Source organism: Streptomyces sp. 8N706 (genome assembly GCF_052245415.1).
In the GTDB taxonomy this organism is placed as follows: Bacteria; Actinomycetota; Actinomycetes; order Streptomycetales; family Streptomycetaceae; genus Streptomyces.
Genome location: NZ_JBQQBW010000039.1, coordinates 37407 through 61750, shown reverse-complemented (window position 1 = coordinate 61750; position 24344 = coordinate 37407). Strand labels below are relative to the sequence as shown.

Annotated in this window: 21 protein-coding genes and 1 pseudogene; 12 read left to right on the top strand and 10 right to left on the bottom strand. The window is 70.2% G+C overall.

What is annotated here, in order from left to right; genetic code table 11:
- Positions 1–886: 886 nt before the first annotated feature.
- Positions 887–2509 carry an alkaline phosphatase D family protein gene (locus ACTWQE_RS17180; RefSeq protein ID WP_443329822.1) on the top strand — a complete coding sequence of 541 codons (1623 nt, stop codon included), beginning with the start codon at positions 887–889 and terminating at the stop codon, positions 2507–2509.
- Between the two features lie 324 nt (positions 2510–2833).
- Positions 2834–3748 carry a hypothetical protein gene (locus ACTWQE_RS17175; RefSeq protein WP_443329821.1) on the top strand — a complete coding sequence of 305 codons (915 nt, stop codon included), beginning with the start codon at positions 2834–2836 and terminating at the stop codon, positions 3746–3748.
- 16 nt (positions 3749–3764) lie between these two features.
- On the opposite strand, the gene ACTWQE_RS17170 is transcribed toward ACTWQE_RS17175, so the two are convergent.
- Entirely contained in the window at positions 3765–4556 is a 792-nt protein-coding gene (locus tag ACTWQE_RS17170) for a hypothetical protein (RefSeq protein WP_443329820.1), read from the bottom strand.
- 193 nt (positions 4557–4749) lie between these two features.
- Positions 4750–5772, bottom strand: coding sequence for a Gfo/Idh/MocA family protein (locus ACTWQE_RS17165; RefSeq protein ID WP_443329819.1), 1023 nt, complete (start codon positions 5770–5772; stop codon positions 4750–4752).
- A gap of 43 nt (positions 5773–5815) precedes the next feature.
- On the opposite strand from ACTWQE_RS17165, the gene ACTWQE_RS17160 reads away from it, so the two are divergent.
- The 4 genes from ACTWQE_RS17160 to ACTWQE_RS17145 all read left to right on the top strand — a co-directional run bounded on the left by ACTWQE_RS17160 (position 5816) and on the right by ACTWQE_RS17145 (position 11042).
- A complete protein-coding gene (locus ACTWQE_RS17160; protein ID WP_443329825.1) occupies positions 5816–7171 on the top strand; it encodes a Bcr/CflA family multidrug efflux MFS transporter in 1356 nt (451 codons plus the stop codon).
- Between the two features lie 11 nt (positions 7172–7182).
- Positions 7183–8331: a serine hydrolase domain-containing protein gene (locus ACTWQE_RS17155; RefSeq protein WP_443329824.1), complete on the top strand. Its 1149-nt coding sequence runs from the start codon at positions 7183–7185 to the stop codon at positions 8329–8331.
- Between the two features lie 197 nt (positions 8332–8528).
- Positions 8529–9647 (top strand): helix-turn-helix domain-containing protein, encoded by a 1119-nt coding sequence (locus ACTWQE_RS17150; RefSeq protein WP_443329818.1) that lies wholly within the window; start codon positions 8529–8531, stop codon positions 9645–9647.
- Between the two features lie 363 nt (positions 9648–10010).
- On the top strand, positions 10011–11042 hold the full coding sequence (locus ACTWQE_RS17145; protein ID WP_443329817.1) for a small ribosomal subunit Rsm22 family protein: 1032 nt from the start codon (positions 10011–10013) through the stop codon (positions 11040–11042).
- A gap of 255 nt (positions 11043–11297) precedes the next feature.
- Here ACTWQE_RS17145 and ddaH read toward each other — a convergent pair whose 3' ends face one another.
- Complete coding sequence (ddaH, locus tag ACTWQE_RS17140) at positions 11298–12167, bottom strand: dimethylargininase (RefSeq protein ID WP_443329816.1); 870 nt, start codon at positions 12165–12167, stop codon at positions 11298–11300.
- Positions 12168–12324: 157 nt separating this feature from the next.
- Positions 12325–12585, bottom strand: coding sequence for a DUF6243 family protein (locus ACTWQE_RS17135; RefSeq protein ID WP_443329815.1), 261 nt, complete (start codon positions 12583–12585; stop codon positions 12325–12327).
- Between the two features lie 117 nt (positions 12586–12702).
- Between ACTWQE_RS17135 and ACTWQE_RS17130 the strand changes: the two genes are divergently transcribed.
- A complete protein-coding gene (locus tag ACTWQE_RS17130; RefSeq protein WP_443329814.1) occupies positions 12703–13308 on the top strand; it encodes a TetR/AcrR family transcriptional regulator in 606 nt (201 codons plus the stop codon).
- A gap of 80 nt (positions 13309–13388) precedes the next feature.
- Here ACTWQE_RS17130 and ACTWQE_RS17125 read toward each other — a convergent pair whose 3' ends face one another.
- On the bottom strand, positions 13389–14210 hold the full coding sequence (locus tag ACTWQE_RS17125; protein ID WP_443329813.1) for a glycerophosphodiester phosphodiesterase: 822 nt from the start codon (positions 14208–14210) through the stop codon (positions 13389–13391).
- Between the two features lie 150 nt (positions 14211–14360).
- Here ACTWQE_RS17125 and ACTWQE_RS17120 point away from each other — a divergent pair, with 150 nt between their 5' ends.
- Positions 14361–15101 (top strand): bifunctional DNA primase/polymerase, encoded by a 741-nt coding sequence (locus ACTWQE_RS17120; RefSeq protein WP_443329812.1) that lies wholly within the window; start codon positions 14361–14363, stop codon positions 15099–15101.
- Positions 15102–15159: 58 nt separating this feature from the next.
- Here ACTWQE_RS17120 and ACTWQE_RS17115 read toward each other — a convergent pair whose 3' ends face one another.
- Together ACTWQE_RS17115 and ACTWQE_RS17110 are read right to left on the bottom strand one after the other, a co-directional pair.
- Positions 15160–17877: a molybdopterin-dependent oxidoreductase gene (locus tag ACTWQE_RS17115; RefSeq protein WP_443329811.1), complete on the bottom strand. Its 2718-nt coding sequence runs from the start codon at positions 17875–17877 to the stop codon at positions 15160–15162.
- The gene (locus ACTWQE_RS17110) at positions 17874–18701 is read right to left on the bottom strand and encodes an FAD binding domain-containing protein (RefSeq protein ID WP_443329810.1); all 828 of its coding nucleotides are present in this window, start codon (positions 18699–18701) and stop codon (positions 17874–17876) included. Before ACTWQE_RS17110 ends, ACTWQE_RS17115 begins: the two co-directional genes overlap by 4 nt.
- A 757-nt stretch (positions 18702–19458) precedes the next feature.
- On the opposite strand from ACTWQE_RS17110, the gene ACTWQE_RS17105 reads away from it, so the two are divergent.
- From ACTWQE_RS17105 to ACTWQE_RS17095, 3 genes are all read left to right on the top strand, one after another.
- Positions 19459–20430, top strand: coding sequence for a hypothetical protein (locus ACTWQE_RS17105; protein ID WP_443329809.1), 972 nt, complete (start codon positions 19459–19461; stop codon positions 20428–20430).
- A 13-nt stretch (positions 20431–20443) separates the two neighbouring features.
- Positions 20444–20932, top strand: a complete 489-nt coding sequence (locus ACTWQE_RS17100; RefSeq protein ID WP_443329808.1) for a hypothetical protein — start codon at positions 20444–20446, stop codon at positions 20930–20932.
- Between the two features lie 198 nt (positions 20933–21130).
- Positions 21131–21487, top strand: coding sequence for a hypothetical protein (locus ACTWQE_RS17095; protein WP_443329807.1), 357 nt, complete (start codon positions 21131–21133; stop codon positions 21485–21487).
- A 73-nt stretch (positions 21488–21560) separates the two neighbouring features.
- On the opposite strand, the gene ACTWQE_RS17090 is transcribed toward ACTWQE_RS17095, so the two are convergent.
- Both ACTWQE_RS17090 and ACTWQE_RS17085 read right to left on the bottom strand, forming a co-directional pair.
- Positions 21561–22475 carry a hypothetical protein gene (locus ACTWQE_RS17090; protein ID WP_443329806.1) on the bottom strand — a complete coding sequence of 305 codons (915 nt, stop codon included), beginning with the start codon at positions 22473–22475 and terminating at the stop codon, positions 21561–21563.
- A pseudogene (locus tag ACTWQE_RS17085) lies at positions 22426–22956 on the bottom strand (FTR1 family iron permease); the annotation flags it as partial. The gene ACTWQE_RS17090 and the pseudogene ACTWQE_RS17085, both read right to left, overlap by 50 nt.
- Before the next feature lie 164 nt (positions 22957–23120).
- Here ACTWQE_RS17085 and ACTWQE_RS17080 point away from each other — a divergent pair.
- Positions 23121–23873: a CDP-alcohol phosphatidyltransferase family protein gene (locus tag ACTWQE_RS17080; RefSeq protein ID WP_443329805.1), complete on the top strand. Its 753-nt coding sequence runs from the start codon at positions 23121–23123 to the stop codon at positions 23871–23873.
- On the opposite strand, the gene ACTWQE_RS17075 is transcribed toward ACTWQE_RS17080, so the two are convergent.
- Positions 23827–24288 (bottom strand): adenylyltransferase/cytidyltransferase family protein, encoded by a 462-nt coding sequence (locus ACTWQE_RS17075; RefSeq protein ID WP_443329804.1) that lies wholly within the window; start codon positions 24286–24288, stop codon positions 23827–23829. The genes ACTWQE_RS17080 and ACTWQE_RS17075 overlap by 47 nt on opposite strands.
- Between the last annotated feature and the right edge of the window lie 56 nt (positions 24289–24344).

Below are 24344 nucleotides of genomic sequence, written 5' to 3'. Positions count from 1 at the left end.
GTCGTGTCCCGGAGGCGGAGGAAGGGGCAGCGGCGGAGGCCGTCGGTCGGATCCCGGAGCCGGGTGACAGGGCAGCAGGTCGCGCCGCGGACGTGAGGGATGCCGGTCGCGCCGCGGACGCGGGGGCGGCCGGTCGAGGACCGGAGACAGCGGCGGACACGGGGCCCGGCCCCGCCTCCGCCTCTGCCTCCGGGGTGCCCTCGGCCAGAGCGGCTGTCGGTACGTCCGGTGGGGCGAACTGGGGCGGGAGCCCGTGCGGTTCCGGCTCGGGGAGGGAGTCCGCGCACTGTTCTGCGAGGAGATCGCCCGGGGCGGGCGGTGGCCAGACCACGGACTCGCCGGACGGCTGGGGCGTGGGGGTGGGTGCAGCCGGCGGACGCGCCTCCGGGGAGGGCTCCGGCGGGTTGTGCCTGGAGAGCATGAGCGGCAAGGTAACGCCCGACAAGCGGCTTGGTGCGTGGATTGCCCCGATCAGTCGAAATAGCCCGCCAAATGGTCGAACTCAGCCACGCGCGGTGTACGGCACGGGGGTCGTCGCCACCGTCGCGTACCGGACTTCGCCTCCGGCGTGGCAGGGACTCCGTATGCAGTACAGTCCGGCCGTAGCCGCAGCGTCCACCACCGTCCCCAGCGCGACCGCGTCATCGGCGTGGAGGTCCGCTGCCCGGGGGGCGTCGGCCCGGCGAGGGCTTGGGCGGCCCCTCGGCGCGCCGTTGGGCTCTCCGTCCCCGGCCGCGGAGTGAGCGGCGTCGACGGATTGCCCCCGAAAGTCCCATCAGGACGCGAAGCTCATCGACTCGCCATGTGTGTGTTGTGCTCGCGACAACACATCGCCGTTCCCCGTCACTGCAATTCCCAGGGACAACACCCGTCAGGGGAGGGGCAGATGACATACCAGCATCAGCAGGAGCTTCGGGCCGCCGCCGCACACCTGGGCCGGCGTCGCTTCCTCACCGTCACCGGAGCCGCCGCCGCGCTCGCCTTCGCCACCAATCTGCCGGGCAGCGCCGAGGCCGCCGAGGCCGACGCCCGCAAGGCGATCACCGACGACCCGTTCACCCTCGGGGTCGCCTCCGGTGACCCGCAGCCCGGCTCCGTCGTGCTGTGGACCCGGCTCGCCCCCAAGCCGTACGAGACCGGCGGCGGCCTGCCGGGCGCCCGTATCGCCGTCCAGTGGGAGATAGCCCGCGACGAGCGCTTCACTCGCGTCGTCCGGCGCGGCAGTGCCACCGCCCACCCCGAGTTCAACCACACCGTGCACGTCGAGGCCGACGGTCTCGATGCCGACCGTGTCCTCTACTACCGCTTCCGGGCGGGCCAGTGGATCAGCCCGGTCGGCCGCACCCGTACCGCGCCCTCGACCGGCGCCCGGCTGAACGAGCTGCGCCTCGCCGCCGTCTCCTGCCAGGCCTATCACGACGGCTACTTCACCGCGTACGAACACCTCGCGGGCGAGGACCTCGATGTCGTCTTCCACCTCGGCGACTACATCTACGAGTACGCGGTCGACGCGGCCGGCGGCACCCGCGCGTACACCGACCGCACGCTCCCCGCCCACTACAACCGCGAGACGGTCACCCTCGAGGACTACCGGCTGCGCTACGCCCTCTACAAGACCGACCCGGACCTGATGGCGGCACACGCCGCGCACCCCTTCGTCGTCACCTGGGACGACCACGAGACCGAGAACAACTACGCGGACGAGATCTCCGAGAACCAGGCCCCGCCGGAGGAGTTCCTGGTCCGCCGGGCGGCCGCCTACCGCGCGTACTGGGAGAACCAGCCGCTGCGCCGGCCGCAGCAGCCGAACGGCCCCGACATGCGGCTCTACCGGCGCCTGACGTTCGGCCGGCTCGCCCAGTTCGACATCCTCGACACCCGCCAGTACCGCTCGGACCAGGCCTACGGCGACGGCTGGAAGGTCCCCGGCCCGGAGTCCGAGGACCCGTCGCGCACCCTGACCGGCGCCACGCAGGAGCGCTGGCTGATCGACGGCTGGCGTGGCTCGGACGCCCTGTGGAACGTCGTTCCGCAACAGGTCACCTTCGCCCGGCGCCGCAGCACCACCGCCGAGGACTACAAGCTGAGCATGGACTCCTGGGACGGCTACCCGGCCTCGCGCGCACGGGTGCTGGCGGGAGCGGAGGCGGCGGGGGTCGACAACCTCCTCGTCCTCACCGGGGACGTCCATGTGAGCTACGGACTGGACATCAAGCGGGACTTCGACGACCCGGACTCCCCCACGGTCGGCACGGAGCTGGTCACCACATCGATCGCCAGCGGCAAGGACGGCGCCGACAAGCCCGCCAACTGGTCGACGTACATGGCGGCGAACCCCCATATGAAGTGGTACAACGGCCGCCGCGGCTATGTGACGGCCACGCTGGGCACGGACGCCGTCCGCGCGGACTTCAAGACGGTCCAGGCGGTCACCACACCGGGAGCACCGCTGACGACAGCGGCCTCGTTCGTCAGCGAGGCGGGATCGCCGGGCCTCAAGCCGGCCTGACGCCCACTGACCTGCCACCGACCCCCACGGAGATGCGCTGAGAGGCGCCGGCACGGCCGTGGGCCCCTGCGGGGGCCTGTGGCCGTCGCAGGGGGTGCCGTCGGCCCATCGCCCGTATGGCAGCACGGCGTTCGGAGGTGCCCGGCTGGCGGGGCCGGGGGCGGCGGGTTAGCGTTCCCCTACCGACAGCGAAGCGGGTGCCGTACGCCGCTGCGCCGTCGCTGCCGCAGGTCACGCGGGGTAGGGCGCCCGCCCGGCGCACCGCGCCACGGGACCCTGACAGGCATTCGGTCGGAACCGAGGCAGGGAAGGGTTGGACCTCACGTGACGGCGCGCGTTCCCGCTCGACGGAGCGATCCGGGCGAGGGGCCACCCAAAGGCAAGTCGTTCCTGGAGAAGGCCGCCTATGTGGTAACCCCTGGGACGGTCGTGTTCGCGCTGCTGTACTACTTCGGCAGCACGTACCGGAGCGCCTATTACGCCTATTTCGGCGTCCGGGTCGGCGACTTGCAACTCTCCCCGCAGGACCATGTCCTGGGAAGCCCCACAGCGATCTTCCTCCCGCTGCTCATCCTCATGTTCCTGGGACTCTCCGGCCTGCTTCTGTTCGCCTTTCTGGACAGCCGGCTCTCCCTGCGCGGAATGGAGGATCTGCGGCGTCAGGTCTTCTGGGGGCTCACCGCCGCGGGCATTGTCCTGCTCCTTCTGGGATTTCCGGTTTTTCTCCGGCCGCGCTGGTGGCAGGAGGCGGTACTGCTGCGCCTCGCCCCCGGCTGGCCGCGGGCCCTGCTTCCCCCGCTCATCGTGGCCCTGGGCGCGATTCTGGTGGTGCTCGCCCTGTATCTGCGCCGCGGTTCCAGCCGTCGCCGTGAACGGCTCCGGGCCGTCGCGAACGGTCTGCTCGTCGCGCTGGTGGCGATGGTCGTGTTCTTCGACATGGCGCGGTACGCGGATCTGGCGGGGAGAGCGGAGGCCAGCCAGGACACGGTGGAGGGCTTCAGCCGAATGACCCCGATCATGATCCATTCCCGGCAGCCCCTTCCGCATGCCCCGGGCGGCTGCCGGAAATTCGGAGCCGGGCACGACCCGTATCGCTACACCTGTACGGGATTCCGTATTCTCGCCAAATCCAAGGCGCAGTATTTCCTGGTTCCCGAGTCGTCTCAGGGAAAGCGGTCCCCGACTTTCGTGCTCCGGGACGACGACAGCATCCGTGTCCACGTATGGGGTACGTCATAAGGCCTTGACGGGGACGTCAGGTGACTCCCGGGTCCGGCGGCGGCTCGGTGATGCCGGGGTCGGCGGGAGTGGTGATGTCCGCCGGGGGCGACGTGGTCGGTGTGGCCGGGAGGGGGGACGTCGGTCCTGCCGTGGGGGTGAGCGTCGGGGTCGAGTCCCGGGTCGCGGAGGGCGTGGCGGTGGGCGGCCGTGGTGACGAGGTGGTCGCCGCCGAAGCCTTGATGGATGTCCGAAAGGTTCCCGCGTCGGTCTCGATGAGCAAGTCGACCCGGGCGGCGCCCGTTCCGCGAGTGAAGCGCATGGTGATCAGGCACGACCCGCCGCGCGGTACGTCCTTGCCCCGGCACCCGTCCTCGACGATCCGGTACGTGGACCGCTCCGCGGCGCGGGCGACCGCCGGCCGGTCCCCGTCTGCCGGCCCCTTCCCGCCCGTCGTCCCGTCCCTGCCCGCCGTCCGGTCCCGGTCCGACGGCCGTTCCCCGTCCGGCCCGGACGCGGAGCCGGCGAGATTCGCCGACGCGTCCATCCACGGTTTGCCGGTCGCGTTGCGTGCCTCGACCGTGGCGTCGGAGGACTCGCCCACAGAAACCCTGGGAAAGTTGATCTCGTTGGGCGAACCGGCGCCGGAGGACCCCGGGGAAACCGTCGCGACAGGGCTCCCCGACGGCTCGTCACCCGGGGCCGAAGCGGAACCTCCCGCGCAGCCGCAGGCCAGGGCCAGCACAACGGCCGGCACCGGCACCCGCAGGGCGCGCCCGGCACCGAACCCGTGTCCCCGACCGTCCGCCGCCCCATCGACACACGGCATGATTGCCTCCGTTTCGGGCTCGATCACGCTTCGAGCCTCGCACGGAGGCGCGCCCCCTCACTCCCGTCCTCCCCGGCAACACGGGGGCCTCACTCGATCAGGCGCAGGCGCCGTCCCGAAGCCGCGAGCCGCCCCTTCCCCGGGCCGGGTCACCAGGGGCCCAACGGCCGACGGGCCGGGGCCGGACGGGGCCTTACTCCTCTCCGGGATACCGCACACCGATACGGTCGCGGACCGCGTCCAGCGTGCGCATCACGGCGAGGCTGCCGTCCAGCGGCACCAGCGGCGACTCCGTCTCGCCCGCCCGCAGGCAGCGCATCACCTCCATCGCCTCGTGCCGCAGACTGTTCCGGCGGCCCTCCAGGGCGATCTCCTCCGCCTCACGCCCCGGCCGGTGCAGCACGAACCGCTCGGGGTAGAAGAAGCCGCGCGGGAACTCGATACGGCCCGCCGACCCGGTCACCGCCGCCGTCATCGGCGTATCCGCGGTGATCGAGCAGCTCAGCAGCGCCACCGCGCCGGAGTCCCAGCCCAGCAGCATGCCGGTGTTCGCGTCGACCCCCTCCGGTGTGAGCTCCGCCCGTCCCTGTACCTCCGACGGCTCACCGAGGACCAAGTGGGCCAGGGCCACCGGATAGACACCCAGATCGAGGGTCGCGCCGCCGCCCTGTGCCGGGTCGCGCAGCCGGTGCGTGGGGTCGTACGGCCCGGGCAGCCCGTAGTCGGCGTGGACCGTGCGGACCTCGCCGATCGCCCCGTCCCGTACGAGCTCCACCATGCGGCGCATCACCGGGTTGCAGTAGCTCCACATCGCTTCCATCATGAAGCGGCGGCGCTCGCGCGCCAGTTCCACCAGCTCGACCGCCTCGCGGGCGTTGAGCGTGAACGCCTTCTCGCACAGCACCGCCCGGCCCGCCTCCAGGCACAGCCCGGCCGCGGCGCGGTGCGCGGAGTGCGGGACGGCGACGTACACCACGTCCACGCCCTCGTCCGCGGCGAGCTCCGCCCAGCTCCCGTACGCCCGCGATATGCCGAACCGTTCGGCGAACCCCATGGCCGTGGCGAGGTTGCGCGAGCCGACCGCTACCACCTCGGCGTCCGGCAACTCCAGCAGTTGAGCGGTGAAGGACGACGCGATACCGCCCGTCCCCAGGATTCCCCAGCGCACCCGATCGTCTCGCACAGCGGCCCCCAGCCGATATCGACCAGTCGTCATTGCTGAGAGCATGGTAAGGATTCAACGAAACGTGGAGAGCCGTATGCCGGAGACCGGCCCGATCCGACCGGAGCAGATCCCCCTGCAGCAGTCCGGCCCCGCCGCCGGGAGCGTCCCCCACGGCGGACGGCCGGGAGGTCCCGCGGCGCTGGTCATCACCCTCGTCCTCGGCGGGCTGACGGCTCTGCCGCCGCTGTCCATGGACATGTACCTCCCGGCCCTGCCCGACGTCACCGAGGCGCTGCACAGCCCCGCCGCGACCGTCCAACTGACGCTGACCGCCTGTCTCGCGGGCATGGCGCTGGGCCAGCTGGTCGTCGGCCCGATGAGTGACCGGTGGGGCCGCCGCCGCCCGCTCATCGCCGGCATGGTGATGTACGTCCTCGCCACCGCCGCGTGCGCCTTCGCGTCCACCGCCGAAATCCTCATCTCCTTCCGGCTGTTGCAGGGGCTGGCCGGAGCCGCCGGCATCGTGATCGCACGGGCGGTCGTCCGCGACCTGTACGACGGTGTCGCGATGGCCCGGTTCTTCTCCACACTGATGCTGATCTCGGGCGTCGCCCCGGTCGTCGCCCCTCTCATCGGGGGCCAGGTGCTGCAGATCACGGACTGGCGTGGTGTCTTCTACACCCTGACGGCCATCGGCCTGCTGCTCACCCTGGTGGTCGTCCGCGGTCTCCGGGAGACCCTGCCGCCGGAGCGGCGGCAGAGCGGAGGGCTCGGGGCGGCACTGCGGACCATGCGCGGGCTGCTGGCCGACCGGGTGTTCACCGGCTACATGCTCGCGGGCGGCTTCGCCTTCGCGGCGCTCTTCGCCTATGTCTCCGCCTCGCCGTTCGTCGTCCAGGAGATCTACGGCGCCTCGCCGCAGACGTACGGCCTGCTCTTCGGCCTCAACTCGATCGGCCTGGTCGCGGTGGGCCAGCTCAACGGCAAGGTGCTCGTGGGCCGGGTCAGCCTCGACAAGGCGCTGTCCGCCGGACTCGCGGTGATCATGGCGGCGGCGGTGGCGCTGCTGCTGATGGCCTCGGGGGTGTTCGGCGCGGTCGGGCTGGCTCCGATCGCCGCGGGGCTGTTCGTCCTGATGGCGGCGATGGGCCTGACGATGCCGAACACCAACGCGCAGGCGCTGATGCGAACCCCGCACGCCGCGGGTTCCGCCTCCGCGCTGCTCGGCACCGCCTCCTTCCTCATCGGGGCCATCGCCTCGCCGCTGGTGGGCGTCGCGGGTGAGGACACGGCGGTGCCCATGGCGCTCGTCCAGGTGGGCTGCGCGCTGGCGGCTGTGGTCTGCTTCCTGGGGCTGAGCCGCCCCTGGCAGCACCGGGAGCACCTCGCCGGGCCGGAGACGACGGACGGGCCGGACAACGGGGAGCGCGAGGAGGGAGTGGAGCACTGAGCACCCCGACACTGCACGCCGGAACCCCGGCGCGGGCAGGTCTCGACGCGGCGGAGCTGCAACTGCTCGTCCGCGAGGTACGGCGGCTCCCCGAAGGGGAACACCCGTGGTGCGCGGGCGCGGTCGTGCTCGCCGGACGGGGGCCGGTCGTCGCCGTCGAACAGGCGGTCGGCTGGGCCGTGCGCTACGCCGCGTACGACGAGACCGGCGACCGCGGCGTCGAGCTGCCGAGCGAGCAGCGCGTGCCGATGCGCACCGGCACCCTCTTCGACCTGGCCTCGCTGACGAAGCTCTGCACCGCCGTCGTGGCGGTGCAGCAGGTGGAGCGGGGCGCCCTGGACCTGGAGCGGCCGGTGGCCGCGTATGTGCCGGAGTTCGCCGCCGCGGGCAAGGAGGGCGTGACCGTACGGCAGCTGCTCACCCACACCTCGGGCCTGCGCCCCGAACTCCCCTTTTACACACGCCGGGGCCGCACGGCGCAGCTGGCGATGCTGTGGGAGGACACGCCGGTCACCGCCCCCGGGTCCGGGCACCTCTACTCGGACCTCAATCCGGTCGCCCTCCAGGTGGTGCTGGAGAGGACCGGGGGCGCACCGCTGGACGAGCTCGTCCGGGAGGGCATCACGGGTCCGCTCGGGATGACCGAGACGGAGTTCGCACCGCCCGGCGCGGCCGGGGTGGCGGCCGCGACGGAGGACCAGCGACGGCCGTGGGCCAAACTCGACCGGGGCATGCTGCGCGGCGAGGTGCACGACGAGAACGCCCATGCACTGGGCGGCGTCGCGGGCCACGCCGGTCTCTTCTCCACGGCGTGGGATCTGGCCGTACTGTGCCGGGCCCTGCTGAACGACGGCGCGTACGGCGGCACGCGCATCCTGGCCCCCGCGTCGGTGGACGCGCTGCTGGCCCCGCCGGGGCTGGGCTTCGCGGTGGACCAGCCGTGGTTCATGGGCGAGCTGGCCGGACGGGGCGCCGCCGGGCACACGGGCTTCACCGGCACGAGCCTGGTACTGGACCGGGCCACGGACACCTTTCTGGTGCTGCTCGCCAACACCGTCCATCCGCGCCGGCGACCCGCCGACAACACCCCGCGGGCGGCCGCCGCGACCCACCTCGCCCGCGCGGCACGGTCCGCCGCGGCGGGACGGCGGGACGGTTGAACGGCCGGCGTCGGGAACAGTCCGGGAACCACTGACGTCAAGGTGTCCGGACAGCAGCGGGATCCGGGGCCCGGGAGCATGCGGGGCGCGGCTGCGGGCAGGGCGTTGCGGGGTTGCGGGCGGAGACGGTCGTTCGTCGGGGGCGGATGGCGGGATTGGCAATTGCCCCCGGGAGTGGCGGGACCGAGAATGGCGCCATGAGGCAGCCGGGGGAGTTACGGCCGGACGAGGCACGTGATGCGGCGGAGTTCGTCGCCATGCTGCGGTCGTTGAAGGAGCGGTCGGGGCTCACCTTCCGTCAGTTGGAGGAACGGGCGGCCGGGCACGGGGACGTACTGGCCCGCAGTACGGTCGCCGACGTCCTGCGGCGGCAGACCCTGCCGCGCGGGGAGCTGGTGGCCGCCCTCGTCCGGGCCTGCGGGGACGGAGCCCGGCTCGACGCCTGGCTGGCGGCGAGGGAACGACTCGACGCCGGTGGCGTACACGCGTCGGAGGCGACGCTCGCGGACGCCGGCCCCGGGGCGGTACGGGTGGCCGAGGGGATGTCCGCCGACGGTGCCACCGCGGCGCCCTCCCGATCCGTGCGCCCGAAGCCGGCACCGGTTCTGCTCGCCGCCCTGGGCACGGCCGTCGTGCTGGCCGCGGGGGCGTGGATGCTGCTGCCCGACGGGCCGGGGGACCAGCGGGCACGTACGGGGCAGGGATCTGCGGCACGTACCGGGTCCGGGGCCCAGGAGGCGCGTACCGGGCCGGTCGGCGGAACCTCCTCGCCCTCCATCGCCCCTCCCACCGCCACGCCCGACCCCGGTCCCGCACACGCACCGGGGTTCGCCCCCGCGGCGGGCTTCACCCGCATCCGCCCGGTCCGTACGCCTGATCTCTGCATGACCGAGGGGCGCGACCGCTCGGGCCGCGAATCCCACCGCGCCATCGCCGTCCAGCGCCCCTGCGCGCAGGCCACCCCGCCCCGCACCTATCTGAAGCCGCTCGGTGACGGGCTGTACTCCATCCAGTGGCATCACCCCGAGTTGGGCGTCGGCTGCCTCACCGTCGTGGCCGGCGGCCCCCTCAAGGACACGCTGGAGCCCTGGGACGACTGCTCCGCCGGCAGACCCGCCCAGCACTTCCGGATCGAACCGGTCGGAGCGTCCGCCTCCGAGGGCTACCGGCTGCGCCTCGCGTCGGGCACCGACCTGTGCGTGGGCATCCGCGGCGACGACACGACGGCCTCGGCGGAAGCGGTCCGAGAGCCCTGCACGGGGAAGCGCGACCAGGTCTTCCTGATCGGGCCGGGGACGGGGCCGGGGCCCGGCTGATCGGGCCGGTCCGGTCGGGCTTTGCTGAGTGAGCCTGCGCTGAGCGGGCCCGGGGACGGGACCGGGCTGAGCCGGGCCGGGCGGATCGGGCTGCGCTGAGCAAGCCCGGCTGAGCGAGCCGGGCCGATCGGGCCGGAGACGGGGCCGGGGCCGGCTGATCGGGCCGAGCCGATCGGGCCGGGCGGGGTCGCGTCGGGCCGATACCTTGGGGCCGTCCGTCGGGAACCCGTGCGGTCGGGAACCGGTCCGGGTCTGCCCGGTGTTTCGCCACGCAGACTACGTTCCGCGAGTACGTTCCGCGGGTTCGCCGGGCGGCTGCCCGCGGATGCGCCCGGACCACGGAGACCGCCTAGACTCCCTCGAATGCACGCCCCCGACCCCTTTCCCACCAGTGCCGCCGTGCCCGAGGCGCTGCGGACGGCGCTCGCGCGGCTGCTGGACGGGCTGCCGCCGCGACAGGCCGCCCGGGCCGTCGAGCGGCTCATCGCCGACTACCGGGGACGCACCCCCACCGACGCGCCGGTGCTGCGCGACCGCTCCGATGTCGCCGCGTACGCCGCGTACCGGATGCCCGCGACCTTCGAGGCCGTACGGTCCGCCCTCGGCGCCTTCCGGGAGCTGGTGCCGGAGTGGTCCCCGGCGAGCCATGCGGATGTGGGCGGCGGCACCGGTGCGGCCACCTGGGCGGTGGCCGCGACCTGGCCGGAGGGGGAGCGCCGGACGACGGTCCTGGACTGGTCGGAGCCCGCACTCACGGTCGGCAGGCAGCTGGCGGAGGACTCCGGGCATCCGGCGATGCGGAACGTGCGGTGGCACCGCCGGACGATCGGCGGCGGGCCGGCACTGTCCGATGACACCGACCTGGTCACCGTCTCGTATGTGCTGGGTGAACTGACCGGCACGGACCGGCACGCGGTGGTCGACGAGGCGGCGCGCGCGGCGCAGGCCGTGGTGCTGATCGAGCCGGGCACGCCGGACGGCTATCTGCGGATCATCGAGGCCCGGGACCGGCTGATCGCGGCCGGCCTACGGGTGGTGGCGCCCTGCCCCCACAGCGACGCGTGCCCGATCGAGCCGGGCGCGGACTGGTGCCACTTCGCGGCCCGGGTGGGCCGCTCCTCGCTCCACCGCCAGGTGAAGGGCGGCTCGCTGCCGTACGAGGACGAGAAGTTCAGCTATGTGGCGGCGGTGCGCTTTCCCCCGGCGACCGCGGACAACCGGGTGGTACGCCGCCCCCAGCTGCGCAAGGGCCAAGTTCTCCTGGACCTCTGCGCCTCGGACGGGCTGCTGCACCGTACGACGGTGACCAAGCGCCGGGGTCCGCTCTACCGCGCCGCACGGGATGTGGACTGGGGCGGCGCGTGGCCGCCACCGGACGGGCCGGAGGAGGAGTAGACGGGCGCGCCGAGCCGCCGGCGCGCGCACCGTCCGCTCGGCGCCGGCCCGGGAGCGTCCCGGCATGACACCTTTCGCTGGGACACCGCTCGGCGCGCGCTCCCTGTGACACCGCCCCCGGGAACGCCTGCCCCCCGCCCCACGGCCGTCCCCCGCGGGGCCTCGGCGCGGCCCGGAAGGGTGGCCGTCCTCCCGCGGGGAGACCCCGGTCCCGGCCGCCCGCAGCAGCGGCGCGAGGCAAATCGCTCCCGGTCGCTAGGCCGAACGCAGCTCCATCGTGCAGCACTTGACGCTGCCGCCACCCTTCAGGAGCTCCGAGAGGTCCATCCCGATCGGCTCGTAGCCGCGCTCCCGCAGAGGTTCGAAAAGGCCCAGCGCCGCTTGGGGCAGCAGCACGTGGTGGCCGTCGGAGACCGCGTTCAGACCGAACGACGCGGCGTCCCGCTCCCGGGCGATGACGGCGTCGGGGAAGAGCCGCTCGAGGACGGCCCGGCTGCCGGGGGAGAAGGCGGCCGGGTAGTACATGACGTCCTCTCCGCCGAGCACGCACAGTGCCGTATCGAGGTGGTAGTAGCGGGGGTCCACCAGATCCAGACCGATCACCGGGCGCCCGAAGAACTCCTGTGCCTCCGGGTGGGACAGCGGGCTGCTGCGGAAGCCGCGCCCGGCCAGCAGCCAGGAGTCGGTGACGGCGAAGTCGCCCTCGCCCTCGTTGATGTGCACGGGATCCTGGACCTCGGTCCAGCCGTGGGAGCGGAACCACTCCCGGTGTACGGCGGCCTCGGCCGTGCGCTCCGGGTGGGCGAACCGGGCGCCCAGCACACGCCCGTCCACGACGGTCGCGCCGTTCGCCGCGAAGACCATGTCCGGCAGGTCGGGCCGCGGCGCCAGGACCTCGACGGTGTGGCCGAGGGCGCGGTAGCGGTCGCGCAGGTCCTCCCACTGCGCGAGAGCCAGTGGCAGATCCACTGGCTTGGAGGGGTCCATCCAGGGGTTGATGGAGTAGGTGACCTTGAAGTACGTGGGTGGGCACATCAGGTACCGGCGAGGACTGAAGGCTGAGCGCAAGGAGGTCTCCTCACGGTGGGATCGGGCGCGGACGTGATATGTCCACGCCCGATCCATGGTCCACCGTGCGGCCCCGCCGCGCAGCGATCTGTACGGATGATTCACGACGGGGCCGCTGAATCGTCGGCCTCATGGGTCCTTCGACGGCGGAATTTCCGGCTCGACCACGGAATCCGAAGCGGCTACGGAGAAGCGGCTACGGGATCCCCACGGGCTACGGGATGGCACCCCTCGCGGAATCCGGGTCCGCCACGGAATCCGCGTCGGCGGAACCCCCTGCTACGGAAGCCTCCGCAGCATCGGGGTTCTCCCGGGCCGCCTTCAGCCTGAGCAGCAGCTCCCGCTTCTGGGCCTGCGGGTCGGTCCCGGCGCCCGCGCCCCAGCCTCCGCGCCCACCGCCGCGCAGCGCCGAGCGGGACAAATTGCTGCGGGTACCGCCGACACCCAGCATGTTGCCTGCACTTCCTCGGGGCATGAGGCCTCCTTCATTCGATGAGTCGAGACGGTCCGTCTCCTTACTGTCATGAGTCTGCGCGAGACGCTACGTCCTGTCAAGACGATACGTCTCGGCTCGAAATGATAGATTCCCCTCATGGCCGAGACCCGAACTCCTGATTCCACCCGCCGCAGCGAACGCTCCCGCCACGCCATCCTCGATGCCGCCTTCGAACTCGTCGGCGAAGTCGGCTTCAACAAGCTGACCATCGAGGCCATCGCGGCCCGCGCCGGTGTCGGCAAGCAGACGATCTACCGCTGGTGGCCGTCGAAGGCCGCCGTGCTCTTCGACTCCTTCCTCGCCCTGAGCGGGGACACGGACGGCCCGACCCTTCCTGACAGCGGAGACCTCGAAACCGACCTCAAAGTCGTGCTGCGTGCCACGGTCGACGAGCTCAACGACCCCAAGTACGACCTGCCTTTCCGCGCGCTGACCGCGGAGAGCCAGAACGACCCCGATCTCGCCAGGGAGCTGACCGGCAGGATCCTCGAACCGGGGCTCGCCGCCTACGAGGAGCGGCTGCGGGCCGCCCGGGACGCAGGTCAGGTCGCGGAGGGCGTGGACCCGCGGGTGGCCACGGAGATGCTGGTCGGCCCCCTCTACCACCGCTGGATGCTGCGCACCCGGCCACTCACCCACGACTTCGCGGACACCGTTGTGGATCAGACGCTGCGCGGTATCCGCCCTGCCCGGCCGGAGTAGCGCGCCGGTACCGCCGACGCGTACGGGGTGCGCGGTGTCGGCCCCCGGGCACCAGCCGCACCGCAGGCAAGGGCGTGCGGTCAGCCCCGTCCCGGCGGCGTGGCGGCGAGCAGCGCCGGGGCGTCCGTGATGATGCCGTTGCAGCCCAGCCGCAGGGCCCGGTCGCGTGCCGCCGGCGTGTTCACCGTGTGCGCCCAGACCCGCGGGATGCCGGAGCGCACCGCCCGCCGCAGGTCCTCGTCGCGTGCCTCGTGATCCACATCGAGCAGGGCCACGAAGTCGCGCCACCGCTCGGGCCGGTCGTGGCGCAGCTGACGTGCCGACCGCCACAACTGGGCCATCAGGCCCAGCCGGTGGGCCCGCCGCGCCAGCCACGGCCGGTTGGTGTTCACGAACACCGAGCGGGCGAGCCCCCGCGCGTGGATCATCCGCGCGAGTTCGGGAAGGCTTCGCGGATCCTTGGCCTCCAGCATGAGTACGCGCCTCCCGCCGAAGCGGTCCAGTACCTCCGCCACCGTTGGCGGGGGCTCCGGCCGCCAGGTGCGGCGCAGTGCGCCCCGCGGCCGCAGCCGTACGGTTCGCCACTGCCGCCGGGTGAGACTGCGTACGGGGCCGGTCCTATCGGTCGTACGGTCCAGCGTCGCGTCGTGCATCACCACCGGCGTGCCGTCGCGGAGCATCCGTGTGTCGAAGTCGATTACCTGGGCCGTGCCGCCGTCCAACGCCCTGAACAGGCCCGAGATGCTGTTCTCCGGTACCTCCAGCGCACCGCCGCGGTGCGCGGTGTAGGTGATCTCCGGCAAGCCGTCCACCGTCCGTATCCCCCCGACGGAGTCCACCGGGACGATCGGGCCCGACAGGGATATCGAGAGGACCCCCGCCAGCAGGGACCTTGTGACCATGAAGACAACGCTAGGCCGGGATATCCGGGTATGCCCTGTCATAGCGGTCCAATGGATGTCCGGTCCTGCGCCCCCGGATACGGACAGAGGCCCCCTGAGGAGGAAGATGGTGGCAGCATTGATCGGACAGCGGTCGAAGTGAGGGGATAGATGGAACGCGAAGGCAGGTTCTCCCAGTGGCTGCGCCGTCGTCCGAGGACCGGGACGGGTGGTAGTACGGGCACGGGCGCGGCCGCTGCCGGCCGCGAGGATCTGCTGCTGGCCGCCGCCGCCGCGGGGTTCCCGCTGGCCCAGGCCGCGTACCCCTCCGGCTACGGCTGTTCCTGCGACCGGATCGGCTGTCCGACCCCTGGCCGGCACCCCGTCTCCTTCGCCTGGCAGACCCAGGCGTCCACCGACGCCGAACAGGTCGGCCGCTGGCTGCACGCGCAGCCGCAGGCCAACTTCATCACCGCCACCGGTATGAACCACGATGTCCTCGACGTCCCCGCCGAAGCCGGGCGCAGTGCGCTGGAGCGGCTGGAGAAAGAGGGCGTGGATGTGGGCCCGGTGGCCGCGAGCGGGGACGGTCCGGAGGGCCGGGTCCTGTTCTTCACCGCGACCCGGGGCACCCCGGACGACGAGGACGAGTGGTGGCCCTGCGAGCTGGACTGCCACCCCGAGACCATGGACGAGCACCCCGGTCTGCGCTGGCATTGCCGCGGCAGCTATGTGCTCGTACCCCCCGCGAGGCTTCCGGCCGAGGGCGGGGTGGCGTGGCTGCGCGGCCCCGAACGGCCGCTGCCCGACCCGCTCACCCTGCTGGGGGCGCTGACGGACGCCTGCGCCCAGTACGCGGACGAGAACCGGAACCACGACCACCACTCGCCCGCCTGGCCGCTGGGCCGGTAGCCGACGCTGTCACTGCCGGTGGTGCTTTTGCCGGTGGTGCATTTCGGTGTCCAGTTGCTCAGGCCGTCGGCACCGACTGGCTTTCGTTGAGCCGGCTGTAAATACGTTCCGGAGTCAGGGGCAGCGTGCGGTAGCGGACACCTGTGGCGTCGTGGAGCGCATTCGCCAAGGCGGGGGCCACCGGGTTGATACAGCATTCCGCCATCCCCTTCGACCGCAGGGGCCCGACGGAATCCGTCGAGTTCACCAGGAGTACGTCGGTGCGGGGGATGTCGGCGTAGGTGGGGATGCGGTAGTTGCGGAAGTTCGGATTGGCCATGACACCGTCCGCGTCGACCTGGTAATTCTCGGTCAGCGTGAAGCCGATGCCCTGGGCGACACCGCCCTCCACCTGGCCCCGGACTTGCGCGGGGTTGATGACTGCGCCGGCGTCGGTCGCCTGGACGCTGTAAAGGATACGGATCTCACCCGTCACCCGATGGACGGCGATGCGGAACCCCTGCGCATTGAAGATGACGCTTCGGGGCGAACCGTAGGCCTTGCGGGCGGCGGTGAATCGAATTCCGCGCGCTCGGGCCAAGGCGACGAGCTCGGCCAACGACACGCGCTGGTCGCCGCAGACGACACCCTCGTCGTCCATCGAGCACATCACGAGATGGACACCCGTGTGCGCGGAAGCGAACTCCAGGATGCGGTCGCGCACCGCATTGGCCGCTCGAAGTACCGCGTTGCCTGACACGAAAAGGCCGGCACTCGCAAAGGCGCCGGTGTCGAAGCCCGTGCGGTCGGTGTCGGATTGCACCAGGCGAATCCGCGACGGCGTCGTGCCCAGCTGGTTGGCCGCGATCTGGACATGCGCGGTCGACGTACCCTCGCCGAATTCGACTGTTCCGACGGCCAACTCGTACATGAGGTCGTCGCCAAGCGTGACCCAGGCCTCGGAGAGGTGTTCGGTCGGGGGCGCGGTCTCGTGCAAGGAACTCGCGACGCCGGCCCCGACGAGCCACTCGGGGCCCGGGGACGGCTCATCGGCTGTACGGGCCAGGGCGTCATCCACGAGATCGATGCACTTCGCGAGCCCGTCTTCGGTGAACGTCACATCGTCGGGGCCCTCATGCATGGCGAGGAGCGGATCACCCGGTCGCACGATATTGCGTCGTCGCAGTTCGAGCGGATCCATGTGCAATGCGCGCGCCAGTTCGTGCATTGCTGATTCCACGGCGAACGCCGGTTGCGTCATCCCGTAACCGCGCAGTGCCCCGCTCGGAATGGTGTTCGTATAGACGGAGAACGCGTCGTACTTCTTGTTGGGGCAGCGGTAGATCATGACGGCAGTGCCGCCTGCGTACAGCGTTTCGCCGCCGTGGTTGCCGTAGGCGCCCGTGTTCGACACATTGCGGACCTGGAACGCCGTGAGCCTTCCGTCTGCCTTCGCGCCGAGCTTGACCGTCAACGTCATCGGATGCCGTGGCGAAGCCGTGGTGAACTCCTCCTCGCGGGTGTACTCGAAGCAGACAGGTCGCCCGGTGTCCAGGGTGGCGAGCGCGACCAGATCCTCCGAGATCACTTCCTGTTTCCCGCCGAAGCCGCCGCCGACACGTTGGCAGAACACGCGGAGCTGGTCCGGGCGCAGCGCGAAGAGATGCCCGAGTTTGACTTTCGCGATCGACGGCGACTGCGAACTGGTGCGGACGTTCAGACGACCGTTCTCCATCCAGGCAATCGATCCGTGGGTCTCGAGATGCGCGTGTTGCACTCGCGGTGACGAGTATGTGCCTTCGTGGACCACGTCGGCTTCGGCGAACCCTGCGTCGATATCACCGATGTGCGAATGGAAGTCGAGCAGGATGTTATGGACGGGATCGCGGACGAATGGATCGTCCGCGTCGTGCAGCTGCGGCGCCCCCTCGGCCATTGCCTCTTCAGGGTCGAATACTGCCGGCATGACCTCGTATTCGACGTCCACCCTTCGGCAGCCTTCTTCTGCCGCCCCGGCCGTGTCGGCCAGGACCGCAACGACGCGTTGGCCGACGAAGCGGACTGTGTTGTCGAGGATGAAGGTGTCGTCCGGATCGACAAGATGGTCGGTGTGGATCGCCGTAGTGAAACGCTTGCGCGGCACATCTTCCCAGGTGTAGACCCGATGCACGCCGGGAACTGCGAGTGCGGCGGTCGTGTCGATCGAGACGATCCGGGCGTGCGCGTGTGGTGAGTGCAGCACCTTGAGGTGCAGCATCCCTTCGATGTGGGTGTCCATCGTGAACTCGGCGCGGCCGGTTACCACGTCGTTGGCTGCCGGCGCCCTGACGCTCGTGCCGACGGCCTTTCCTGGCGCGGCTGTCTCTACGCCGGCCACGCCCTTTACGGCATCCTCGATCCCACGATAGCCGGTGCAGCGGCAGAGGTTTCCCTTCAATGCCCGTCGCAAGTCCTCTTTCTGGGCTGCGGTGAACGTTGCCGACGTCATGATCATCCCTGGGGTGCAGAAACCGCATTGGAACCCCGGGGCGTCGCGGAACTGTCGCTGCATTGGATGCAGGTTGCCGGGTGATCCGAGACCCTCGATCGTCGTCACCTCATGACCGTCTGCACGGAAAGCAGGGGTGATGCAGCTGTGTACCGGATTGCCGTCCAACCACACGGTGCATGCGCCGCAATCGCCTGCGTCGCACCCCTTTTTGACGCCATAGTGACCCAGTGAGCGGAGGAAAGTACGCAGGCACTGGCCGGGGTCCGGTTCTTCGTCGAAGCGCTTGCCGTTCACGATGTAGGTCATGCCGGGCCCCCAGCCATGAGTTCGCGACGAATCTCTTCGGCGAAGTGCTGTGTCAGGTGACGACGGTGGTCGGGGGTCCCGTTGGGATCGGCGAACCAGACGTCGGCGGGGATGACGTCGATGCTCTGCTGCAGAGTTCGGGCATCGGGCATGGTGTCGAAAGCAATGCGCACAGGCCGTGTCGTGCCGGCTGTGACGGTGAGCAGCAGGTCGCTCGTTCCTGGCGTTTGCGTACCGATGAGGAATACCGTCGAACGGCCGAGGCGGGTGAGCGTGAAGCGGCGGTCCGCGGTGCGTTTCCTCAGGGCGTGCGCCGGAATGTCGATGCGCCGCAAGATTTCCCCGGGAGTAAGGACGTTCTGATTGTTGCCGGTCACGAAGTCGAGGGCATCGACGATACGCGCGGACCCGTCAGGAGCCCACAGTTCGTACTGTGCCTCGAGTGCGACCGTCAGCGTGATCATTGGGCCGGCAGGCAAAGACATGCAGATATTGCCGCCGACCGTCGCCGAGGTCCAGACCTTGAACGAGGACAAGAACGCCTCGCAACTCTTCGCGAAAAGGGCGCCCGCGATCCAGTCACCTGGCGGCGCAAAGGCATACAGGTCACGGATGGTGCACGTTGCGCCGATCTCGAGGCCCGCGTCGCTCGGGACAACAGGATCCCAACGCAATGTTGTCAGGTCGACCAGGCGGCGCAGGCTTGGCTGCTCCGCGGAGAACAGCCACGTTCCGCCCGCGAGCCAGGCGTCGCCTTCGCGCCAGTCCACGCCTGGCCGATCGGACGGTCGCCGGATGACTTCGGTGATGGTGTTGAGGTCCATGGGAACTGATCTCCCTCACGACGATAATCGTGCGACGGACCGCCTACCGAACTCGATCAATCAGCGCGTGGCGCCGGTCGTGTTCGTGGCAACGCCGGCATCTCCCCGGTCTTGCTGTTGCAGGTTAGGTCTGCGAAACATACCTTTTTTGATTGCGGATACTCGGCTCGGGACTCGTCGAATGCCGATTTGTACACTCGGCGAATGGACTGGGCACGACGGGCGCTGGGAGCGGCACAATCTCGAGCGACACCATTGAATTGTGGCCGGTGCGGTCGAACTGCTCGAGCAAGGACCGGCGGGCGCAGAGATTCCTGTCAAGCATATCCCAGAACGGGCCGGCCTCGCCAAGTCAGGGGTTCGGCGTGAAGCCGTGATGTCTGGTTCGTGGTCGTGCTCGCGATGCCGAGTAAGGCCAGTGGCCGTAGGTTGTCGCGGGCGTTTCGGCGTAGGGCGGATCCAATGGTGCAGCGTCCGGTGGCACGCGCGGGACGCCGATGGCAAGGTTGCGCCAGGCCGCCATGGCGCGGGGGCGTTGCCGGTACGAGGCCGGCAGCCGTCCTCGGCCTAGGTACATGGCGGATGTGGTGCAGGGATTCCACGGCCCCATAGCCATATGGGGGCCTCCATCCGTGCCGCTTCTTGCTGTTCGCCGTGCCGGGCTCATGGCGCGCTCCGCTCAGTGCGGTGGCGTACCAGGGTGAGGCGCTGGGGATCCTCGGCGATCCAGTCGCCAGGACCCAGAACGGGCCGCAGGATGTACTCCACACCGTTGCGGACATCGGTGATGATCGCGGATCGGCCGGTGTTCGGCGCCCTGCCGCACAGCGATGGCGAGTTCGATGGCGGGCAGATCGCCGCCCTTCGACTGAACACCTCCGCCTACCGGCGACTGGACGGTTCCACACCGTCCCGTGATCTTTCCGAGGCGGTCCAGTCTCATATCCGGCTGATCCAGACCGTGACGCGGGACGCGGAGACCGCTCAGCGCCGTAACCGCATTGCCGCAGTGGGCAGCGAAGCGGCCAGTCTGGCTGGGTGGCTAGCCTGGGACATGGGCGACAACTGTTCTGCCCGCTCCTGGTACGGGTCGGCGATCCGGGCAGCAAGATCGGCCGGTGATCCGCTCCTCGCCGCGTACCAGGCGGGCAGCCTCGCGCAGTTCGAGGCGCACTCCGGTAACGGGACACAAGCGCTCAATCTCGCCCGGAATGCCCGGCGTTTCCTCGGACCCGACTGCCCCGCAGTAGCTGATGCATGGCTGTCCTCTGTTGAAGCCCTCGCCCATGCCGCGAATGGTGATCAACGAGGGGCGGACAGCGCTCTCACCCGCAGCAGGTCAACGACGGAGAGGCCATCCGCCGAAGAGGCACCCCCTTGGCCTTGGGTGTTCCCTTTCGACAGCGTCAAGGTGGCGGCCTGCCGGGTCACCTGCGGGGCAAAACTGGGGCTTGTGGAGTGGGTGCTGACAGACGACTCGGAAGCGCTGGGTACTGGACATCCCAAACAGCGCGCCCTGGTCATGCTGGATCTCGCCGCGGGCCATCTCGCAGCTGGACGAATCGAGGCGTCATTCGCCCTCGCGTCGCGCGCCGTGGACACTGGCCTCCAATACCGATCCGGGCGCATCGTGGAGCGAGCCCGCGCCGTACGCAGATCGTTGGTCTTGACGTCACCACCCAAGGTTGTACGGGAATTCGATGAGCGCCTCCACGGCGTCTACCTGTAGGAGGGACCGTGCCATGCGTGTGGGGATCACCGGTCACCGGGGGCTGAGCAGCGATGTGGAGCGGGCCGTGCGCCGGTTGCTCGCGACAGTCGTCCAAGAGCATGACGCCTCCGCTCTGATCGGGATCTCATGCATCGTCGACGGGCCGGATGCCTGGTTTGCCGAGGCCGTGTTGGAGCACGGTGGACGGCTCGAAGTCGTCGTCCCCGCCGCGCAGTACCGAGACGGCTTGCCCCAGTCCCACTGGCCGATCTACGACGCCCTCATGCGCCGGGCGTCCGAGGTGCACGACACCGGCATGACCGCATCCGACTCAGCTGCCCACATGGCGGGGAGCGAGATTCTGGTGGGCCTGGCCGACGAACTCCTGGCCGTCTGGGACGGCGAGCCCGCATGGGGATATGGGGGTACGGCGGACGTGGTGGCGTATGCCGAACGGAGCGGTGTGCCTGTGCGGGTGCTGTGGCCGGAGGGCGCCACACGCAAAGCCCCTGACGGATGAACCTGCTGGCCGGACAGCGCGTCCTAGCTGTCGTCAGGTGGCGAAAAAGCCGCCTCGTACCTTTCCGTATCCCCGCGCCCGGCTGCACGACGACCTGACTTCGCCGAGAAGCCGAGAAGGAGAACCATCGTGCTTCGGAGGGAAGTCCCATCGCGCGACCGGCCGGGCCGTTCTCGCCGGGTGAGGAGTCTCGGCCCGATGGTTCTCGGCGGGGTGGCGGGCATCGTCCTGACCGCCTCGTTGCTCACCGTACTGTGGTGGCCACGATCCGAGGTGGTCCACCGTGACCGGGCGCCGTCGACAGTGACCTACGACGATCGGTCGAAGCACTACGTGGGGCTGATACGCCAACACACCTTGTCAGGACGGGAGTCCTACCGCTTGACGATCGGCCGGGACCCGGGCCTGTCGTACGGGCACTCCCTGGACATCGATACCTCTCTCGGCGCCGACGGAATCAAGGCGACCGAGTGGACGACCACCGGCGTGCGGGTCCGGTTCGCCACCGGCCACGACGTGTTCGTGCCCGCGCGGCTCTTCATGTTCGGCAGGTGAGTACGAGGTGGCGCGCCGGGTACGGCGACCGTCTCCGATGTCCGCGGACACCGGAAACGGCCGGCCATGCTCATCAGCCGCCCCGCGCGGCGGTCAGGCCCTCCAGCCTGTTCAGGAAGGCGACCCGGCCGTCCGATGCGTCCGCCGCGTTCCGTGCCGGGACCTTCACCGCCGATTCGGAGATCCGCACGAGGGTGAGCGTCTTCTCCGCCTTCCCCTCCAACAGGGCGTTGGCGGTGTCGTCCTTGATCTTCGAGATCCGCAGGCCCTGGGCCATGGTCTGCTTCTGCATATGGTGCGCGGCGAAGAAGGCCAGTGCCCCGCCGTCCGTCGTGCGCAGCGCCACGGGGACATACCGCGGTGGGCGCGCGGGCTGGTCGATGAAGTCCGTCCAGTAGTTACGGGTCTTCCGCTCGCCCTCGCGCTGCTCGCGGACTCCCGAGGTCGCCGGGCCGTCCTCGAAGGTCCGGCCCTCGCCGCTGCGCAGATAGTCCGTGTACGACTGACTCAGCCTACGGGGGTCCGTGGCCAGGCTCCCGCCCCCGGCCGGCTTCGCCCAGCCGTCCTTGTCCTGCGCGAACTCCGGGACCTCGTCCTTGCTGAGGATCGACAGATACGCGGCCTTCCACGGCTCGGCGGCGGCGATGCGGGTGAAGACCAGCAGCCAGCGGTTCCGGCCCCGGTCCCGGTTGCTTTCGGTGTCCGCGAGGAAGAACTTCGGCCACCCGGCCTGTTTCGGGATCGTGTACCTGGCGTCCGTCAGCTCCAGCGGGGGGAAGGTGGGGTTCCCGTCCGGCCTGTTGGCGCGCTGTGCCTTGAGCCGGGGCTCCTCCAAGGCGTGAAGCGGCCCCGTCTCGACATCGGAGATCAGGGCCGGATCCACCTCGCGGTACGCCTTGTTGTACGTCGTGGTGAAGCGTTCGAGGGCCTTGGCCGCCTCAGCCTTCCTCGCCGACGGGATGACCGCCCGCTCGCCGTGCACCGTCATGCACCCCGTCAGCGTCAGCAGTGCCGCTGCCGACAGGCACGCCGTCACCCGCGGCAGCCTGCGTGGCGTCCGTATCATCGTGCTGGGACTCCTTCGAGGGCTCCTTCGGGGCTGCTTGAATCGGCGCAACCCTACCCGGGGCGAAGAAGAGCGCGAGCGTCGGGACCAGATACAGGGTCCAGACCACGACCTGCAAGACCGTGGGGTCGGGCTGGAAGTTCACCGTGCCCTTCAGCAGGGTGCCGTACCAGCTGTCCGGCGGGATCGTGGCGCTGATGTCGAACGCCTTGGTGCCCAGGCCCGGCAGGAAGCGCGCCTCCTGCAGATCGTGGAAGCCGTACGCCAGGACGCCCGCGGCGACGACCACCAGCAGTGCGCCGGTCCAGGTGAAGAACTTCGACAGATGATCCGCAGGGCGCCCGCGGTAGAACAGCCAGCCCATCACCACCGCCGTGAGGAGCCCCAGCAGAACACCGGTCAGCGTCCGGACAGCTCGTCACGGACCTCGAGGTCATCGGGTCCAGTGACCCCGGTCTCACTGTTCGCGGCCCGGGCCGGTTGTCGGACCCGCGTGACATCATGATCGTGCCTTTGTGCCGGGGCTTTTCCCTGAGCGGGACATCTGGGGGGATGATGGCTCAAACCATGGCTTTCGGTGCGGCTCTGAGAGAGCTGCGCGGCGCGCAGAAAACGGCGAAGGGGGTGTCGCTGTATTCACGCCACATCAACCGGCCTGCCGGGCGCGTGCTCGCCGCGGCGGCGTACCGTGTCGGACTGACGCCGAATCAAGTCACCCTGATCAGTGGGGGTTTCAGCTTTTCTGCCGTGGCGGCGGTGGCGCTCGCCCGCCCGTCCTGGCCGCTTGCCGTCGCCGTATACCTCGCGCTGGCCGTCGGCTTCGCGTTCGATTCCGCGGACGGGCAGCTGGCCCGGCTGAGGAGAGAGAGCAGCGCGGCCGGTGAGTGGCTCGACCACGTCGTGGACTGCGCGAAGATCACCGCTCTGCACGCGGCCGTGCTGATTTCCTTTTACCGATATTTTGACGTGCCGGGGCCCGGTTGGCTGCTGCTGCCGATCGGCTTCCAGCTCGCGGCCGTGCTGATCTTCTTCGGCGGACTGCTCACCGACAAGCTCAAGCCGAAGCCCTCCGCCGCGCCTTCTGCGGCCTCTTCGGCCCCTGCGCAGTCCTCGGCGCCGTCCGCCGCGACCCCTTCCTCCCTGCGGGCCGTGGCACTGCTGCCGGTCGACTACGGCGTCTTCTGTCTGGTCTTTCTGCTGCTCGGCGCGGAGCGGGTGTTCCTCGGCGCGTACGCCGTGCTGTTCGCCGCCCACGGGCTGTTCCTGGTCGCCTTCATGGCGAAGTGGTTCCGGGAACTGGCTGCGATACGCCCGGCGTGACGAGCGCGTCGAGGGCACGCCGCAGCTGGGTGCTGGAGGTGTGGACGGTGTAGGGGAAGTAGACGACCTCCACACCGACCGTCGCGAAGTCGCGCTCCAGCCGGTGCCCTTTCGGCGTTCCGCGCCAGTCGTCGCCCTTGAAGATCACATCGAAGCGGACCTGTTTCCAGGTCTCCAGCTTGTCCGGCACGGTCTCCACGAACGCCGCGTCCACAAAACGGATGCTGCGGACGATCTCCAGGCGCTCGACCAGCGGCACCACCGGTGCGCGGCCCTTGGCCAGCTCCGCCATCTCGTCCGAGACGACCCCCGCCACCAAATAGTCGCACTGGCTGCGGGCGTGTCTGAGGATATTGAGATGGCCGACATGAAAGAGGTCGTAGACCCCCGGTGCGTAGCCCACGGTCTGCGGCATGCGAAATGGAACCCCCCACTCGCGACGCGCTCCCCAGCGCGTCGGAGCCACGACGA